The organism is Streptomyces sp. NPDC050549, assembly GCF_040655035.1.
In the GTDB taxonomy this organism is placed as follows: Bacteria; Actinomycetota; Actinomycetes; order Streptomycetales; family Streptomycetaceae; genus Streptomyces.
This window is the reverse complement of sequence record NZ_JBFAJD010000008.1, coordinates 84763-102523: the sequence shown is the minus strand read 5'-3', so window position 1 is coordinate 102523 and position 17761 is coordinate 84763. Positions and strand designations below refer to the sequence as shown.

Here is a 17761-nt window from a genome sequence, read left to right as displayed (position 1 = left end):
GCCGGGGTGGTGACCGGCCAAGTGAGCCGACCTTCAGCGTTGATCATTTTCAGCCATGACGGAATTTGAAACGTATACAAAGCATGGCAAACAGCCGGCCCATACGTCCCGTACAAGAGGAATCGGACCATGCCTGAGCCCCTACGGAGCACGAGGCCTCGCCGGTCAACCCTCCTGGAAGCTCCGCAGGATCACGTCGAACTGCTTGCTGGTAGTGGCCCAGTCGGCGGCCGGTGAGGCCGAGTAGATGGCGTACTCGGTGCCCTTGCTGTCCATGTACCCGACGTCGATCGCGCGGTAGGGCCCCGGGAAGTAGTGGGGCGCGTCCTTGGCCAGCGCGGTCCAGGTGTACTCCCAGCGGACGCCCGGCTGGTCACGGAAGAGCTCCTCCTTGAGGCTCAGCCGCTTGTAGTCCACCAGCCGCGCCGAGACCCGCTGGTCCAGGTCCTTCATGTGCGCGTACGACGTGCTGAAGTCCGGCGCGGTGTCCACGGCGACGCGCACGAGGTGCTTGCCCTTGTCGGGTGTGTAGTCGACCTGCTGGAGGCCGTCCTGGTCGATGGAGACGGACCGCTCCCACCCCTTGGGCAGGGAGATGCTGAAGCCCACCGGGTCCTCGCGCCGCTCCCAGCCGTCGGGCACCGCCCCCTGACCACTCCCGCCGCCCGGCGTGGCACTGGCGCTCGGAGTCGGCGGGGCGGAGGCGGAATCGCCGGCGCGGTCCGCGCCGAAGTGCTGCAGCGCGACCGCGGCACCTCCGCCGACGAGCGCGGCGAGGACAACGACCAGGGCGACCGAGCGGACCCGGCGACGCTTCGTCGGAGCGGGCGCGCGGCCCGTGAGGGGGATGACAGGCGTGTGGTGGGTAGTCGGCCCGGCCGCCGACGGGTACGGCGTCGCACCCCCGGCCGCCGACTGGTACGGCGTCGCACCCGAACCCGAACCGAAGTCCTCCGCGAACCCGCCCTGCCGCGAGCCCACCCGCTGCGTCGGCAGCCACTCCTCCGCCGACCGGGGCCGTCGTCCCTCGGCGGCCTCCGCGAGCATCTGCTCGGTCTGGTCCGCGTTCGGCCGCAGGTCGGGGTCCTTGTTCAGCAGCGCGGCGATGACGGGTGCGAGCGGACCGGCGTACCGCAGTTCGCCGGCCTCCTCCTCGACGACGGCCTGCATGGTGGACAGCGGCGAGGTGCGGCGGAACGGGGAGCGGCCCTCGACCGCCGTGTACAGCGTGGCGCCCAGCGCCCACAGGTCGGAGGACGGTCCAGGGTCGGCGCCGCGGACTCGCTCGGGGGCTAGGTAGTCGACGGACCCGACGACCTCTCCGGTACGTGTGATGGTGCTGTCGCCCTCGATCTGCGCGATACCGAAGTCGGTCAGCAGCACCCGCCCGTCCTGCCCGAGCAGCACGTTGCCGGGCTTCACGTCGCGGTGCAGGACACCGGCGGCGTGCGCGGCGCGCAGAGCGCGCAGCACCCACAGGCCGATGCGCGCGGCCTCGGCCGGCTCGATCCGGCCCTGCTCCTTGACCTCGTCGGCCAGCGAGTTGCCCTCGACCAGCTCCATGACGATCCATGGGCGGCCGTCGTGTTCGAGCACGTCGTGGACGGTGACGACGGCGGCGTGGTTGATCCGCGCGGCGGCACGCGCCTCGGCGCGGGTGCGCGCCAGAAGTCTCGGCTGGTCGCTCTCGGACACGTAGAGCGCGGCCGTCAACTCCTTGATGGCAACGGCCCGGTGCAGTACCTCGTCGTGCGCACGCCACACCCGGCCCATGCCGCCGCTGCCGATCGACTCGGCCAGCCGATAGCGCCCCGCGAGGAGCAGGCCCTGCATCTGATTCACGTTTCCCCGCAATGCTCTTGACAGAGTCAGCGTAAGGACCGGCCCTCGGGCAGGGAACCAGCGGGGTACCAAGGAGACCGCACTGTGACGGTTGTCGCTTCTGCGCCCGAACGGGAACCGCCGGGCTCCGGCGCGCCGCCTCCGCGGCTCACCCGGTGTACTGATAGGTCGACGACGCCTGCTCGTACAGCCGTGTCACCTCGTCCCGTTGGGCCTCCGGGCCGCGCACCTGCACGATGTGGTAGCGGCCGTCGATGAGGAACACCATGTTGCGTACGAACAGGTCACCACCCTGACTGTCCGTCCAGGTGAACTGCCCCTCGGCCATGGTCCTCCCGCCGACCGTGATGGTCCGCAGCCCGGTCGCCGTGGCCCAGCTGGAGTCGCGGTAGGGCTGCAACTCGCGCTCCGTGTCCCGCTGGTACACCATCGGGTCGCTGCCGTACTTCGTCGCGCTGTCCCGGCCCGCCACGACGATCAGCTCGAAGTCGCCGTGCGAGTAGACCACTTGGCCGCTGCCGTTCTTCGGCGTACGGGTCCAGCCCTTGGCGACGGCCACCTGGAACCCCACGGAGTCCTTGCGCAGCACGAAACCGTCGGCGACGTTCGAGCCGGTCTGCGTCTCGGTCGAACCGGCGGACTGCGAAGGAGTGTTGGAGGCGGAGGCCCCGGGCGAGGTCTGGTCGGGCTGCGGCCGGCTGCTCGCCGCGGCCGAGGACTGGCTGGGCGCGGGACTGACGTCCCCTGCTGCTCCCGTCTTGTCCCCCTGCCCGGCTCCGGTGTCCTCCCCCGACTTGGGCATGAAGAGCATCGCGTACGCGATCGCGCCTGCCAGCAGCAGGAAGATGAGCACGAGCAGGGTTCGGCCGAGGCGCCGGGGCGACCCGGTGACCTCCTGCTTGGCCCGCTTGTGGCGCCCGTGCGGACTGGTCGCGGGCAGCCCGGCCCGCCGCCTGCGCACCAGCTCACCGCGCCGGCGAACGATCGGCAGTCGCCGCGGGTCGGTCGGCGGAGTGGCGACGACATGGGCACCGGCCTCGGGCTCGGGCGCCGAGCGCACCAACGACCGCAGCCAGCCCCGCAGTTCCTCGAAGTCCAGCCGCTCCGTCGGGTCCTGCCGCAGCAGCGACTCCACGACCGGCCGCAGCGGCCCGCACTCCTCCGCGAAGGCGGGCGGCTCCGCGCACACGAGCTGCACCAGCTCGGCGGTCGCCTCCTCCGGGTAGGGCGCATGCCCCTGTACGGCCCGGAAGAGCAGCGCGCCGAGCGCCCACAGATCGGTGGCCGGGCCGATCGGCGCGGCCAACTGCCAGTTCTCATGCACCGGAACGGCCTGCTCCGGCGCCCACCGCTCGGTGACGGGCCCCACGACGGTCATCCGCACCTGCCGGGCCCGCTCGGCCGCCAACGCGGTCGCGGGGCCTCGCCGCACGGGAGTTCCGGCGGAGGCCAACTCGTCCCAGCGGGCGGGGGGTTGGGGGTGGGGCTGGGGAGAGTTGTCGGGGGCGGGGGGTTTGTCGAGGCTGGGGGCGTGCGGGTTGCCGGTGCCGGTGGAGGGCCGGGCAGGGAAGTAAGGGGCCGCCGTGGGAGCCGTGTTGGGCCCGCCGGTGCTCGTGCGGGCGCCGTGGGCCGGGGTGTCCGCACCGGTGAAGGTGTCCGTCGGGGACGGCGCGGCGGGGCGCGGCGCGGCGCCGTGCCAGGCCGTGTTGCGGACGCCGTAGGGGTCGGCGATCTGTCCCGGCGGCGTACTGCTGCCCGTGTGCTCCACTCCGCCGCCACCTGCGTAGGGCAGTGGCGGCGCCGACGGCAGTGCGGCCGAACCACCAGGCTGCGCCCCGCCGTTCTCGCCCTCGGCGGCGGGACGGGCACCGGGCAACGCCGGCCGTCCCGGCTGCTGGGCCTCCTGCACCCGGGCGGCGGCACGCGCTCCCGCCCGGTACGCGGCGATGGCCCCGGCCCGCGCGGCCCGGACGTCACCGCCTGTGTCCACTTCCCTGCGGGCCAGCGCGGCCGACGCCCCGCTCGCGCCACCGCCCTCCACACCGACTCCGGGCAGCCCTCCGGCAGCCCTGGCCTCGATGGCGGCCCGCCGCGCGGCCTCGGGGTCCACACCAGCGGGACTCACGGCCCGACCTGGGGCATCGGGGCCTTCACCGTGGCGTACGGCACCGGGTCCGCCGACCGCGCCCCCGAATCCGATCGCGCCGCCACCGGCAGCACCGGCTGCGGTTCCGGCGCCGGTTCGGCTTCCGCGGAAGTCACTGGGAATCGCAGGGGTCGTAGCAGCGGCGGGTCCCGCAGAACCCGTGGAAACTCGGGGAGTTGGAGGAGCCGTACCGCCGCCGTGCTGTCCGCTGCCGCCCTCGGCCTCGCCGTCCTGCGGTGGCACCGGGTCGTAGCCGCACAGCGCCTCTTCCGCCGCGCCGACCGCGAGGCCTGTCAGCATCACGCGGCCGTCGTCGCAGACCAGTACCGTGCGCGCGGTGATGTTCCGGTGCACCCAGCCGTGCGCGTGCAGCACCCGCAGCGCCATCAGCACGTCGGAGGCGACCTCGGCCGCCCGGTACGGCGACAGCGGCTTCTCGGCGAGCAGCGCGGCCAGGGGCTGGGCGGACACCAGTTCGCTCACTATCCACAGCGACCCGCCCTCGGCGAACACGTCGAAGACCTGGTCCAACCGGGGGTGGTCGGGGATCCGCGCCGCGGCCTGCGCGGCCTCGACCGCACGTCGTACCGCCGGATCGGTGGGCCGTCGCGTTGCGGTGCGCGCCGCGGTCGGCCGCCGTGCGCCCCGGTCGCGCGCCGTGAACCCGTCGGGCAGCCCGTCCTCGCCGAGCACCTCCGCCTCGACGACCTCCGGCAACGGCACCTGGCGTACCAGGACTTCCTGCCCGCTGTAGGTGTCGAAGGCCCGGGTCTCGGTGAGTTCGTACTCGTCGGAGGGTGGCAGCGGCAGGCGGTAACGGTCGGCGAGCACCCGACCCGCATAGTCGTCCACGTTGCCTCCCCCGGCCGCCCGGTTGGTCAATTCCGTTCGCCTTGCGCCCCGTTCCGCCTGCTTACCTGGATGCGTACGGTCCGCAACCACTCACGATACGTGCCGGAGGCAACCCGCAAAGAGGGGTTGACGGATCTGGCGCGCCAAACCCGGACCCACCCGCCTCACGACTTCGGTTCGAACGTCTTTGTCAGCGTCGTCCAGGTGCCCTTACGCAGCTCACTGTCCCAATTGGCGTCTTTTGCGGTGTACATGAGCGCATAACCGAGATGGCTGTTGACGACGAATCCGCGGTCGATGGTCCGGTACTTCGTCCCGCCGTCCGTATAGGTGAACTCCCAGTCGGCCGCGTTCCAGCCCCGGTAGCTCAGCCCCGCTATCCGGATCCGCGTGTACCCGGAGCGCGTCATGTACTGCTCCTGGTTCTGCCAGTCCGCCACCGGATTGTTCTTGGGCGTACTGGTCCAGGCGATCAGCAGTTTCTGCCCGTCGGGGCCGACCAGCCGGACACCGGCGGAGTCCGTCGACTGGTACGACCATCCGGCGGGCAGGCCTATGGAGAACCCCTGGCTTCCCTTGTACGTCTTCACGACCGCGGCGCCGCCGGAGGAGTCGTCGGTCTCGTCGCCGCTGCCGCCGGACGCGTTCGTACCGGTGGACGTCGACGTGCCGCCCGATGCCGACGCCGTCGAGGAGGAGTCGGTCTGCGCGCCGCCCGTACTGGCCGTGTCGCTGTCGTCCTTCTTGGTGTCGGTCCCGCCGCTCGCACTCGCGCTGGCGACCGCCTTGCCGCCGCTGTTCTTCTTCGACCCCTTCGAGCCGCTGTCGTCACCGCCGCCGAGCGTGAGCGCCAGCACGACACCGATCACCGCGAGCACGACGACCACCGCGATGATCACCAACGTCCGCCTCGGCACCACATCGGTGAGCGGCGCCCTCGGCACGGGCCGCGGCGGCAGATCCGGCGGCGTCATCACAGGCCACCCTGAACTCCGCCCACCCGAACCCGAGTTGGCCCCCCGCGCACCCACCTCGTGCGTCGCGCCGGGATCCTTGGCACCGGAGTCCTGCAGCCCCGTCTCCCGCAGACCCGACGCCTGCACACCCAGGTCACGCGTGCCCGGGCCATGCGTACCCAGGTCACGTGTACCCGAGTCCGCCGCGTCGGCCTTCGCCGCCGAACCGGACGCGGCACCCGCGTCGGCCGCTGCATCCGAACCGGCGGTCACCGCACCGGAAGCACCCCCCGACCGAGCCGAGGGCACCCCGGGCGTCCGAGGCCCGGCAGCAACAGGACCGGCGCCAGCGGCCGTTGCACCCTTCGTGCCGCTGGAGCCACCGGTCTCCGAAGCACCCGAGCCGCTCTTGCCCGAAGCACTGCCCGGCCCGGCCGCACCGGTCCCGGCACCAGCCGCACCGGCACCCGCGCCGCCCTGCTTGTCGGCAACGAGAGTGGAAGCCGCTCCCTCAGCGGAGTCCACACTCGTGGCCGGACCCGCAGCCGTACTCGAACCCGCGGCGGCCGAAGTCGCCACCCCGGCTCCCGCCGAACCCCCTGCGGCCTTCCGCATGGACCGCAACGCCCCACGCAACCGCTCGGCCCCGGCCGAAGCCCCGCCACCGCTCTTCTTGCCACCGGACTCGGCGGGCCCGGGCTGCTCGGGCAACGGCACGACCCTGGTCGCGTCCACCGGCGCCACCGGCTCCGGCTCGGCCTTGGGCTCGGGAGCGTGGATCACCGCGTTGAGCATCGCCCGGGCACCGGCGTCGTCGAGACGCTGGGCGGGGTCCTTGTTCAGCAGGCCGTAGATGACGTCCCTCAGCGGCCCGGCGTTCTTCGGCTCCTCCAGCGGCTCGGTCATCACCGCGGTGAGCGTGGCGATCGCGGAACCCTTGTCGTACGGCGGTGCGCCCTCGACCGCCGCGTACAGCAGACCGCCGAGCGACCACATGTCGGCCGCCGGACCCGGCTTGTGCCCGCGGGCCCGCTCCGGGGAGATGTACGAGGGCGCGCCGACGAGCATGCCGGTGGAGGTGATCGACGGGTCGCCCTCGACCTGCGCGATACCGAAGTCGGTGAGCACGACCCGGCCGTCCTCGGCGATCAGCACGTTCGACGGCTTCACGTCGCGGTGCAGGATGCCCTCGCGGTGCGCGGACCGCAGGACGTCGAGGATCGCGAGGCCGACCTCCGCGGCGCGCCGCGGTTCGAGCAGACCGTCCTCCCGGATGGCCTCGGCGAGCGACTTGCCCTCGACCAGCTCCATGACGATCCAGGGCCGGTCGTCCTCGTCGACCACGTCGAAGACCGTCACCGCGCTGGTGTTGCGGATCCGCGCGATGGCCTTGGCCTCGCGCAACGTCCGTGTGATCAGTCGCCGTTTCTCGTCCTCGTCGATGCTGGACGGGAACCGCAGCTCCTTGACGGCGACCGTCCGGCCCAGGGTTTCGTCCTCGGCACGCCACACCGTGCCCATGCCTCCGCGGCCGAGCACTTCTCCCAACCGGTACCGCCCGGCGAGAAGACGCTCGTTCTTGTCCCGACGAGTGTCCTGACGGGATGTCCCCGCCCGCTCCGCCTCCGACATGCGTCCCCTCATGCAACCCGCCCTGACAGAGCCTCCATTGTCCCCCACCGAACAAGTGCCCAACGCCCAGGGGGCCTCTCGTCGCGCACCTCCCGCACATCCCTTCGGATATCCGGCGCAGGTCACACAGCCAAGCCGGGCAGGATGACCGCCGAGAACGGAGGTTCGCGATGCCCATCCCTCGGACACTGCAGGCCATTCCGCTGTCCCTGGCACTCCTCTGCCTGTCCACAGCAGCTTCGCAGGCAGGCCCGACGCCGACCACGAACGCCCTGGTCCGCCTGCTGGTCACCCGGGGCAGAGCCCCCGCCGCGGCGCTACTGGCCCACGACGGGACGGGCTTGCGCTACACACAGGCCGGAACCGGCATCAGCCGTGCCGACCACTTCCGCGCCGGCAGCATCACGAAGACCTTCATCGCGACGGTGGTCCTCCAACTGGCCGCCGAACACCGGCTGTCCCTGTCCGACACGGTGGAGCAGCACCTGCCGGGCCTGGTACGCGGAGCGGGCAACGACGGGCGCGCGCTGACCCTGCGTTCCCTGCTCACCCACACCAGCGGCCTGTACGACTTCACCGCGGCCACCGGGGGCACGGTCCCCGTGTCACCTCTAGCGGCCGTCCGTATCGCGCTCACCCACCCTCCGGCCGATCGAGGCCGCTTCTCCTACTCGAACACCAACTACGTGCTGCTCGGCCTGGTCATCCGGCAGGTCACCGGCCACTCGTACGCCACCGAGGCCGAGCGCCGCATCATCGCTCCGCTGGGTCTGACGGGCACCTCCTTCCCGGGCTCTCGCACCACTCTTCCCGCGCCGCACGGCCGCGCCTACGCGACCGACGGCTCCGACGTCACCGATCTCGACCCGCGGGTGGCCGGCGCCGCGGGCGAGCTGGTGACCACGCTCGCCGATCTGGACCGCTTCTACTCGGCCCTGCTCGGCGGCGGACTACTGCCCTCGCACTGGCTGCGCGAGATGCTCAACACCCGTACCGCACACGGCTCGTACGGCATGGGGCTGTTTCCGGTGAGACTCCCGTGCGGCACCACGGTGTGGGGGCACAACGGCCGGATCTCGGGCAGCTACGTGCGCACCGCAGCCACCGTCGACGGCCGTCGTGTCCTCACCTTCCGGGTGAACACGAGCGAGATCGCAGACCCCGGTCTCGAACCGGCCCTGCTCGCCGCCGAGTTCTGCCCCCGCACCTCGTAGAACGGTCGGGTTCCGGACAAAGATCCCAGCTCACGACACTCGTTCGAGTGAAGCCGGCCCGAGCGCGCCGGACCCCGAACGCAGCCGACCGTGAGCAGCCGGCCCCGGGCGGAGCCGACCGCACCCGGCGTCGCTACAGCGGCGCGATGTCCGGCGCCCCCAACCGCGCCGCGTCCGCCGTCAGGTCGTCGGGCTGGCGCTGCGACTCCCGCTCGGCCTCCACCCGCTTCTCGTAGTGCTCGACCTCGCGCTCGATCTGGTCCTTGTCCCAGCCGAGCACCGGCGCCATCAGCTCGGCGGCCTCGCGGGCGCTGCGCGTGCCCCGGTCGAAGGTCTCGATCGAGATGCGGGTGCGGCGGGTCAGCACGTCGTCCAGGTGCCGTGCGCCCTCGTGCGAGGCGGCGTAGACGACCTCGGCGCGCAGATAGTCGTCGGCGAACTGGAGGGGTTCGCCCAGCGCCGGGTCCTTGGCGATGATGTCGAGGACCTCCTCCGCCATCGACCCGAAACGGTTCAGCAGGTGCTCCACGCGCACCACATGGATGCCGGTCTGTGCGGCGATCCGTGCCCGCGCGTTCCACAGCGCCCGATAGCCCTCCGCGCCGATCAGCGGCACGTCCTCGGTTACGCACTCGGCGACCCGCATGTCGAGCCCGTGCACCGCCTCGTCCACGGCGTCCTTGGCCATCACCCGGTACGTCGTGTACTTGCCGCCCGCCACGACGACGAGCCCCGGCACCGGATGCGCCACGGTGTGCTCGCGCGACAGCTTGCTGGTGGCGTCCGACTCGCCGGCCAGCAGGGGCCGTAGACCCGCGTACACGCCCTGGACGTCGTCTCTGGTCAGCGGTACCGCGAGCACCGAGTTCACATGTTCCAGCAGGTAGTCGATGTCGGCGCTGGACGCGGCCGGGTGGGCCTTGTCGAGGTCCCAGTCGGTGTCGGTGGTGCCGACGATCCAGTGCCGGCCCCAGGGGATGACGAACAGCACGGACTTCTCGGTGCGCAGGATCAGTCCGCTGCTGGAGTTGATGCGGTCCTTGGGGACGACCAGGTGGATGCCCTTGGAGGCGCGGACGTGGAACTGTCCGCGCTCGCCGACCATGGCCTGGGTGTCGTCGGTCCACACGCCCGTGGCGTTCACGATCTGCTTCGCGCGGATCTCGTACTCGCCGCCCGCCTCGACGTCCTCCACCTTGGCCCCGACCACCCGCTCGCCCTCGCGGAGGAACCCGGTCACGCGCGCGCGGTTGGCGACTTTCGCGCCGTACGACGACGCCGTGCGCACCAGGGTGGCCACATAGCGGGCGTCGTCCATCTGGGCGTCGTAGTACTGCAAAGCGCCGACCAGGGCGTCCTTCTTCAGCGCCGGTGCCACGCGCAGGGCGTGACGGCGGCTCAGGTGGCGGTGGGTGGGCAGGCCGCGTCCGTGGCTGCGGGCCATCGACATGCCGTCGTAGAGCGCGACGCCCGAGCCGGCGTACAGGCGCTCCCAGCCCTTGTGCTGGAGGGGGTAGAGGAACGCCACGGGCTTCACCAGGTGCGGGGCGAGCCGCTCCAGGAGCAGTCCGCGTTCCTTCAGGGCCTCGCGGACGAGCGCGAAGTCGAGCATCTCCAGGTAGCGCAGGCCGCCGTGGATGAGCTTGCTCGACCTGCTCGATGTGCCGGACGCCCAGTCGCGCGCTTCGACCAGTCCCGTGGACAGGCCACGTGTCACGGCGTCCAGGGCGGTGCCCGCGCCGACCACGCCTCCACCCACCACGAGCACGTCCAGTTCCCGCTCGGCCATTCCCGCCAGTGCCTCGGCTCGCTGCGCCGGACCCAGTGTCGCTGTCCTCACCGCTGCCTCCCGCTATCGGTAGCGCCGGCCGCACCCGTTCGGCGAAGCCCGGTTCGTATCCCTCCTGCCCAAATTCTGACCGGGTTGCCCGACTTCAGCCACCACTCACCCCCAGCCTGTGGACAACAATCACAGGACTGCCGAAAAACACAGCCGTCCAATCCCGCATAACGGTCATATTTACTCCTAGTCTGACATTGCGCTCGCCCGTTCTGTCCACAGGGCTTGCGCACCTGTCCCGCTTCGGTCACTGGGAAGGACGGCCCACGCCATGCCCGCAGATCTCGCCGTCATCGGACTCGGTCCTCTCGGCCTGCCCCTGGCCCAGGCCGCTGTCGCCGCCGGTATCGCCACGGTCGGCTTCAAGACCGGCCCTGAAGTCGGCTCCCTCAGCCCCGCCGAACTGCGCCGAATGCTCTCTGGGGGCTTCCGGCCGGCCACCGACCCCGCCGAGCTCGGCCGCGTACGCACCGCCGTGATCTGCGCGCCGACTCCCCCGGACGCGGACGGCGGCCTCGACCTCAGCCAGGTGGAGACGGCCGCACGCGCCCTCGCCGCGCACCTGCGCCCGCACACCACGGTGATCCTGGAGTCACCGGTGCCCCCCGGCACCACCGAGGACTTCCTGCGCCCGCTCCTCGAAGAGGGATCCGGCCTCCGCGCGGGCCGCGACTTCCACCTCGCCTACTCCCCCAGCCGCGTCGACCCCGGCAACCGCGACTTCACCCCCGCCAACACCCCCAAGGTGATCGGCGGCCTGACCCCGGCCTGCACGGAGTCCGCCGCCGCCTTCTACGGCCGGCTCACCGACAAGGTGGTGCGCGCGCGTGGCCTGCGCGAAGCGGAGACCGTGCAACTGCTGGAGACCAATTTCCGGCACGTCAACATCGCCCTCGTCAACGAAATGGCCGTCCTGTGCCACGACTTGGGCGTCGACCTCTGGGACGTCATCCGCTGCGCGGAGACAAAGCCGTTCGGCTTCCACGCCTTCCGCCCCGGCCCCGGCGTCGGCGGCCACGCCGTCCCCCAGGACCTGACGGCACACGGCGGGCGCCCACTCCGCATGGTCGAACTCGCCCAGCAGGTCAACAACCAGATGCCCCGTTACGTCATCCAGCGCGCCGCCACACTCCTCAACGAGCACGGCAAGTCCGCGCGCGGGGCCCGCGTCCTCCTCCTCGGCGTCACCTACAAGGCCGACCTCGCCGACCAACAGGCCACCCCCGCCCAGGAGATCGCGATCCGCCTGATGGAACTCGGCGCCTCCGTCAGCTACCACGACCCCCACATCCCGTCCTGGAGCGTCCTGGACCGCCCGGTCCCCCGCGCGGACTCCCTCTACGAGGCGGCGGCCGACGCCGACCTGACGATCCTGCTCCAGCAGCACCGCACGTACGACCTCCAAGGCCTGTCGGTGAAGGCGCAGTTGCTGCTGGACACGCGGGGGGCTACGCCTACGGGCGCCGCACACCGGCTCTGAGTACGAAAACGACTGGTCACACGGCCACTTCAACCTGCTAATCTCCCCTCACTCGTCGCACAGCTGTCTCATATCCGTGCGCGCATCTCCGCTTCACCTTTCTTGTCTTCGTATCCCGTGGGGGGATTTCTGTCATGAGCCAGTCAGCCACGCCACCGTCGCCACAGCCGCAGCCCGAGGCGCAGGACCAGCCGCCGCAGCCCGCGCCGCCGCAGCCGGTCGACGGCAACCCGTACGCCCAGCAGCCCGGCGCCGTACCGCCGCCTCCGGCACCGAGCGCGCCGTACGCCCCGCCCGCTCCCCCGAAGAACAACATCGCGCTCGGCCTGGTGACCGCCGTCGTCGCCGCACTGGTCGCCGCCGGCATCTACGGCGTCGTCATCGGCACCACCAAGCACGAGATCGGCTGGGCGGCGGTCGGCGTCGGCTTCGTGATCGGCCTGGCTGCGGGCAAGCTCGGTGGGCGCAACCCCGTGCTGCCCGTGGTCAGTGCCGTCCTGGCCCTGGGCGCGGTCTACCTCGGCCAGCTGGTCGGCGAGGCGATGATCGGCGCGGACGAGCTGGGCGTGAACTTCAGCAAGGTCTTCTTCGACCACTTCGACGTCGTCCAGGACGCCTGGAAGGCCGACGCCGACCCGCTCACCTTCGTCTTCTTCGCCATCGCAGCGTTCGCCGCGTTCTCGGGGGCCAAGAAGGCTGCGCTCTGACCCCGGCACGCGGGTTGGGCAGGGGGGCGCTTGGGGCGGGGTGTGCGTCGGGGGCTGGTGGCGTGTGACTCGCGGCGCCGGTACCGTGAGAAGCAGGTGGAGCCCACCGCAGCGGCTACTGCGGTGAGCTCCTGAAAAGTGAACGGAGTGTCCACCCCTAGTTGGTATGGGGGTGGCCGCTCACTTTCCGCCGTACATCCACAAGATCCACCTCCCTCCGTTGCTTCACCATCCGAAGACGGATCCGGTCCCAGCGGGTGGGCTTGCGGTGGCGTCCCATGGGCGCCCACTTCCACGAGGCCGCCCATCAGCCCGGCAGGCGGTTCGTCCGGAATTCGGGCCGGGCCCCGAGAGCCCGGGTCCGGAACGATTTCCGTGGAAGGGGGCACCCCACACAACTGGGGCGCCGATCACGGACGTTACCGCCCCGACACGCCCCACCAGCGAACTTTCGCCCCGAACGCAACCGTGCGCCCCCAGTCCCAACACGCGCCCCACCAGCCCCACTTGGGCACACGAAAGGACCCGGACCACCCGGGTCCGGGCCCTTCGAAGCGTCGTAGAACCGGCTACGCCTACCGCTTGTGCTGGGAGTCCGCCACCGTCACCTCGACGCGCTGGAACTCCTTCAGCTCGCTGTAACCGGTGGTCGCCATCGCACGGCGCAGGGCGCCGAAGATGTTCATCGAGCCGTCCGGGACGTGGGACGGGCCGGTGAGGATCTCCTCGATCGTGCCGACCGTGCCGAGGTCGACCTTCTTGCCGCGCGGGAGTTCCTCGTTGACCGCTTCCATGCCCCAGTGGTGGCCCTTGCCCGGGCCGTCCGTGGCGCGGGCCAGCGGGGAGCCCATCATGACCGCGTCGGCGCCGCAGGCGATCGCCTTGGGGAGGTCGCCGGACCAGCCGACACCGCCGTCGGCGATGACGTGGACGTACCGGCCGCCGGACTCGTCCATGTAGTCGCGGCGGGCGGCCGCCACGTCCGCGACCGCGGTCGCCATCGGGACCTGGATGCCCAGGACGTTGCGCGTGGTGTGCGCGGCGCCGCCGCCGAAGCCGACGAGGACGCCGGCCGCGCCCGTGCGCATCAGGTGCAGGGCCGCGGTGTACGTGGCGCAGCCGCCGACGATCACCGGGACGTCCAGTTCGTAGATGAACTGCTTCAGGTTCAGCGGCTCGTGCGAGCCCGACACGTGCTCCGCCGAGACCGTCGTACCGCGGATGACGAAGATGTCCACGCCCGCGTCGACGACGGCCTTGGAGAACTGGGCCGTGCGCTGCGGGGAGAGCGCGGCGGCGGTGACCACGCCGGAGTCGCGCACCTCCTTGATGCGCTGCCCGATCAGCTCCTCCTTGATGGGAGCGGCGTAGATCTCCTGGAGGCGGCGGGTCGCGGCGTCCACGTCCAGGCCGGTGATCTCGTCGAGGAGCGGCTGCGGGTCCTCGTAGCGCGTCCACAGTCCTTCGAGGTTCAGCACGCCGAGGCCGCCGAGCTCGCCGATGCGGATCGCGGTGGCCGGGGAGACGACCGAGTCCATGGGGGCGGCCAGGAACGGCAGCTCGAAGCGGTAGGCGTCGATCTGCCAGGCGATCGAGACCTCCTTCGGGTCCCGCGTACGGCGGCTGGGGACGACGGCGATGTCGTCGAAGGCGTACGCCCGGCGGCCGCGCTTGCCGCGCCCGATCTCGATCTCAGTCACGTGTGTGGCCTTTCCTTCTGCGTCTCAGCGTCTTCCAGTATCGCCGACGGGCACGACAAGGGCGGCCCCGGATGCTCCGGAGCCGCCCTCGATCCGCTTCACGCGCGCGTGGCGACTACTTGCTGCGGCTGTAGTTGGGCGCCTCGACGGTCATCTGGATGTCGTGCGGGTGGCTCTCCTTGAGGCCCGCCGACGTGATCCGGACGAAGCGGCCCTTGGTCTCCATCTCCGCGATGGTGGCCGCGCCGACATAGCCCATGGTCTGGCGCAGACCGCCGACGAGCTGGTGGAGCACGTTGGCCAGCGGGCCGCGGTAGGGCACCTGGCCCTCGATGCCCTCGGGCACGAGCTTGTCGTCGGAGGCGACCTCGGCCTGGAAGTAGCGGTCCTTGGAGTACGACCGGCCCTGCCCGCGGGACTGCATCGCGCCCAGCGAGCCCATGCCGCGGTACGACTTGAACTGCTTGCCGTTGATGAACTGCAGCTCGCCCGGGGACTCCTCGCAGCCCGCGAGGAGGCTGCCGAGCATCACCGTGTCGGCGCCTGCTGCGAGCGCCTTGCCGATGTCGCCGGAGTACTGCAGGCCGCCGTCGCCGATGAGCGGGACGCCGGCCGCGCGGGCGGCGAGGGAGGCTTCGTAGATGGCGGTGACCTGCGGGACGCCGATGCCGGCGACGACGCGGGTGGTGCAGATCGAGCCGGGGCCGACGCCGACCTTGATGCCGTCGACACCTGCGTCGACCAGGGCCTGGGCGCCGTCGCGGGTCGCTACGTTGCCGCCGATCACGTCGACGCCGACGCTCGACTTGATCTTCGACATCCAGCTGAGGGCGTTGCTGTTGTGGCCGTGCGAGGTGTCGACGACCAGGAAGTCGACGCCCGCCTCGGCGAGGGCCTGGGCGCGGTCCAGCGCCTCGGGGCTGGCGCCCACGGCGGCGCCGACGATGAGGCGGCCCTCGGCGTCCTTGGCGGCGTGCGGGTACTGCTCGGCCTTGACGAAGTCCTTGACCGTGATGAGGCCCTTGAGAATGCCCGCCTCGTCGACCAGGGGAAGCTTCTCGATCTTGTGGCGGCGCAGCAGCTGCATGGCGTCGGCGCCGGTGATGCCGACCTTGCCGGTGACCAGGGGCATCGGGGTCATGACCTCGCGCACCTGCCGGGAGCGGTCGGTCTCGAAGGCCATGTCGCGGTTGGTGACGATGCCGAGCAGCTTCTTGTTGCCGTCGGTCACCGGGACGCCGCTGATGCGGAACTTGGCGCACAGGGCGTCGGCCTCGGCGAGCGTGGCGTCCGGGTGCACGGTGATCGGGTCGGTGACCATGCCGGACTCGGAGCGCTTCACGAGGTCGACCTGGTTGACCTGGTCCTCGACGGACAGGTTGCGGTGCAGGACACCGACGCCACCCTGGCGGGCCATCGCGATGGCCATCCTGGACTCGGTCACCTTGTCCATCGCCGCGGAGAGCAGCGGGATGTTGACCCGGACGTTGCGCGAGATACGGGACGAGGTGTCGACCGCGTTCGGGAGCACCTCGGATGCACCCGGCAGCAGCAGCACGTCGTCGTAGGTCAGCCCCAGTGTCGCGAATTTGGCGGGCACTCCGTCGACGTTGGCAGTCATGACACCTTCCCCAATGGCCTTGATCGGTGCGGATGTCCATGCTAACGGGAAGCAGGGTCCCCGAATTCCATGATTCGACGGCTGGGCCCCACACCGGGCTTCGTATGTTCGTACGGCATCGGGCGCCCGGCTGTTCAAGCAAGGCGTCACCCGTACCGGCGTTACTGCTCGGCGAGTGCCCGCAAACGGCTCAGCGCACGGTGTTGTGCGACCCGGACGGCACCGGGTGACATTCCCAACATCTGGCCGGTCTCCTCGGCCGTGAGACCGACGGCGATGCGCAGCAGGAGCAGTTCGCGCTGGTTCTCCGGGAGGTTGGCCATGAGTTTCTTGGCCCATTCGGCGTCGCTGCTGAGCAGGGCGCGCTCCTCGGGTCCGAGGGAGTCGTCCGGCCGCTCGGGCATCTCGTCGGACGGCACAGCCGTCGAGCCCGGGTGACGCATCGCGGCCCGCTGGAGGTCGGCGACCTTGTGGGCGGCGATGGCGAAGACGAAGGCCTCGAAGGGGCGGCCGGTGTCCTTGTAGCGCGGGAGTGCGAGGAGGACGGCGACGCAGACCTCCTGGGCGAGGTCCTCCACGAAGTGCCGCGCGTCGCCCGGGAGTCGGGACAGCCGGGTACGGCAGTAACGCAGCGCCAGTGGGTGTACGTGGGCGAGCAGATCGTGGGTCGCCTGCTCGTCTCCGTCGACCGCGCGAAGGACGAGCCCACCAATCGCCCCTTGGGCACTGGCCCCCTCGTCGTCACGCATCGGTCCATGGTGCCTTGCGGCCGTGTGGTCCGTGGCACCGCGTCCGTTGTTGTGCACCGAAGCGTTATGAGCAGGTGCGCCGGAACTCATCTCCTGCGCCCTCCCCTCCCGCTCGACCGACTCGTCCCCGAGGAACTCCACACCTCAAGGATGCGGCATCCGCGGCGAAACGAGCAGCGGGCACCCGGCGGGCCCCATCACCCTCCCCGCCCGCCCTCAGGCAGGCGGGGATTCCCGTACCCCCGCTACGACCCACTGACCTGGCCCTAACGGACCAGACCCCAGCGGAAACCGAGCGCCACGGCGTGCGCCCGGTCCGAGGCGCCGAGTTTCTTGAAGAGCCGTCGGGCGTGGGTCTTGACGGTGTCCTCGGAGAGGAAGAGTTCACGGCCGATCTCCGCGTTGGAGCGGCCGTGGCTCATGCCTTCGAGGACCTGGATCTCGCGCGCGGTGAGCGTCGGCGCGGCGCCCATCTCGGCGGACCGCAGCCGGCGCGGGGCCAGCCGCCAGGTCGGGTCGGCGAGGGCCTGGGTGACCGTGGCCCGCAGTTCGGCGCGCGAGGCGTCCTTGTGCAGATAGCCGCGGGCGCCGGCCGCGACCGCGAGGGCCACGCCGTCCAGGTCTTCGGCGACGGTGAGCATGATGATGCGTGCGCCCGGGTCGGCGGACAGCAGCCGCCGCACGGTCTCGACACCGCCGAGCCCGGGCATGCGTACGTCCATCAGAATGAGGTCCGAGCGGTCGGCGCCCCAGCGGCGGAGGACTTCCTCCCCGTTGGCCGCGGTCGTCACGCGCTCGACACCGGGCACGGTCGCGACCGCCCGGCGGAGCGCCTCTCGGGCAAGCGGGGAGTCGTCACAGACGAGGACGGATGTCATGGCCGCCCTCCGCAGCTGATGCGCGTCACCTTGAGCCTCCAGGCTGGTACGAAATCGTCACCTGTGCGGTCGACCGTCTCGGACGCCTGCCCGAGCACTTGTGTTTGCAACCGCCTCGCACTCTCAACGACGGTCACTCGAAAG

At 71.1% G+C, this 17761-nt stretch carries 11 protein-coding genes; 3 read left to right on the top strand and 8 right to left on the bottom strand.

Going from position 1 to position 17761, the window contains the following annotated elements:
* Positions 1-165: 165 nt before the first annotated feature.
* From AB0I51_RS14470 to AB0I51_RS14460, 3 genes are all read right to left on the bottom strand, one after another.
* Positions 166-1833: a serine/threonine-protein kinase gene (locus tag AB0I51_RS14470; RefSeq protein WP_362975159.1), complete on the bottom strand. Its 1668-nt coding sequence runs from the start codon at positions 1831-1833 to the stop codon at positions 166-168.
* 157 nt (positions 1834-1990) lie between these two features.
* Entirely contained in the window at positions 1991-4840 is a 2850-nt protein-coding gene (locus AB0I51_RS14465; protein ID WP_362974855.1) for a protein kinase, read from the bottom strand.
* Between the two features lie 164 nt (positions 4841-5004).
* Positions 5005-7428 (bottom strand): serine/threonine-protein kinase, encoded by a 2424-nt coding sequence (locus tag AB0I51_RS14460; protein WP_362974853.1) that lies wholly within the window; start codon positions 7426-7428, stop codon positions 5005-5007.
* Between the two features lie 170 nt (positions 7429-7598).
* Here AB0I51_RS14460 and AB0I51_RS14455 point away from each other — a divergent pair, with 170 nt between their 5' ends.
* Positions 7599-8642, top strand: a complete 1044-nt coding sequence (locus AB0I51_RS14455) for a serine hydrolase domain-containing protein (RefSeq protein ID WP_362974851.1) — start codon at positions 7599-7601, stop codon at positions 8640-8642.
* Positions 8643-8775: 133 nt separating this feature from the next.
* Here AB0I51_RS14455 and AB0I51_RS14450 read toward each other — a convergent pair whose 3' ends face one another.
* Entirely contained in the window at positions 8776-10482 is a 1707-nt protein-coding gene (locus AB0I51_RS14450) for a glycerol-3-phosphate dehydrogenase/oxidase (protein WP_362974849.1), read from the bottom strand.
* A gap of 271 nt (positions 10483-10753) precedes the next feature.
* On the opposite strand from AB0I51_RS14450, the gene AB0I51_RS14445 reads away from it, so the two are divergent.
* Both AB0I51_RS14445 and AB0I51_RS14440 read left to right on the top strand, forming a co-directional pair.
* Positions 10754-11962 (top strand): nucleotide sugar dehydrogenase, encoded by a 1209-nt coding sequence (locus AB0I51_RS14445; RefSeq protein ID WP_362974847.1) that lies wholly within the window; start codon positions 10754-10756, stop codon positions 11960-11962.
* Between the two features lie 134 nt (positions 11963-12096).
* Positions 12097-12669 (top strand): hypothetical protein, encoded by a 573-nt coding sequence (locus AB0I51_RS14440; RefSeq protein ID WP_362974845.1) that lies wholly within the window; start codon positions 12097-12099, stop codon positions 12667-12669.
* A gap of 575 nt (positions 12670-13244) precedes the next feature.
* Here the strand turns inward: AB0I51_RS14440 and AB0I51_RS14435 are convergent.
* The 4 genes from AB0I51_RS14435 to AB0I51_RS14420 form a co-directional block, all read right to left on the bottom strand.
* Positions 13245-14369: a GuaB3 family IMP dehydrogenase-related protein gene (locus AB0I51_RS14435; RefSeq protein ID WP_043676952.1), complete on the bottom strand. Its 1125-nt coding sequence runs from the start codon at positions 14367-14369 to the stop codon at positions 13245-13247.
* A gap of 115 nt (positions 14370-14484) precedes the next feature.
* Positions 14485-15990: an IMP dehydrogenase gene (gene guaB / locus AB0I51_RS14430; RefSeq protein WP_362974842.1), complete on the bottom strand. Its 1506-nt coding sequence runs from the start codon at positions 15988-15990 to the stop codon at positions 14485-14487.
* A 161-nt stretch (positions 15991-16151) separates the two neighbouring features.
* Complete coding sequence (locus AB0I51_RS14425) at positions 16152-16739, bottom strand: sigma-70 family RNA polymerase sigma factor (protein ID WP_200715865.1); 588 nt, start codon at positions 16737-16739, stop codon at positions 16152-16154.
* A 266-nt stretch (positions 16740-17005) separates the two neighbouring features.
* Positions 17006-17617: a response regulator transcription factor gene (locus tag AB0I51_RS14420; protein ID WP_003948568.1), complete on the bottom strand. Its 612-nt coding sequence runs from the start codon at positions 17615-17617 to the stop codon at positions 17006-17008.
* Between the last annotated feature and the right edge of the window lie 144 nt (positions 17618-17761).

Coding starts and splice junctions, on each gene's coding strand:
- AB0I51_RS14440 (WP_362974845.1), top strand. CDS start 12,097: ATGAGCCAGTCAGCCACGCCACCGTCGCCACAGCCGCAGCCCGAGGCG.
- AB0I51_RS14425 (WP_200715865.1), bottom strand. CDS start 16,739: ATGCGTGACGACGAGGGGGCCAGTGCCCAAGGGGCGATTGGTGGGCTC.
- AB0I51_RS14470 (WP_362975159.1), bottom strand. CDS start 1,833: ATGCAGGGCCTGCTCCTCGCGGGGCGCTATCGGCTGGCCGAGTCGATC.
- AB0I51_RS14445 (WP_362974847.1), top strand. CDS start 10,754: ATGCCCGCAGATCTCGCCGTCATCGGACTCGGTCCTCTCGGCCTGCCC.
- AB0I51_RS14455 (WP_362974851.1), top strand. CDS start 7,599: ATGCCCATCCCTCGGACACTGCAGGCCATTCCGCTGTCCCTGGCACTC.
- AB0I51_RS14460 (WP_362974853.1), bottom strand. CDS start 7,428: ATGTCGGAGGCGGAGCGGGCGGGGACATCCCGTCAGGACACTCGTCGG.
- AB0I51_RS14420 (WP_003948568.1), bottom strand. CDS start 17,617: ATGACATCCGTCCTCGTCTGTGACGACTCCCCGCTTGCCCGAGAGGCG.
- guaB (WP_362974842.1), bottom strand. CDS start 15,990: ATGACTGCCAACGTCGACGGAGTGCCCGCCAAATTCGCGACACTGGGG.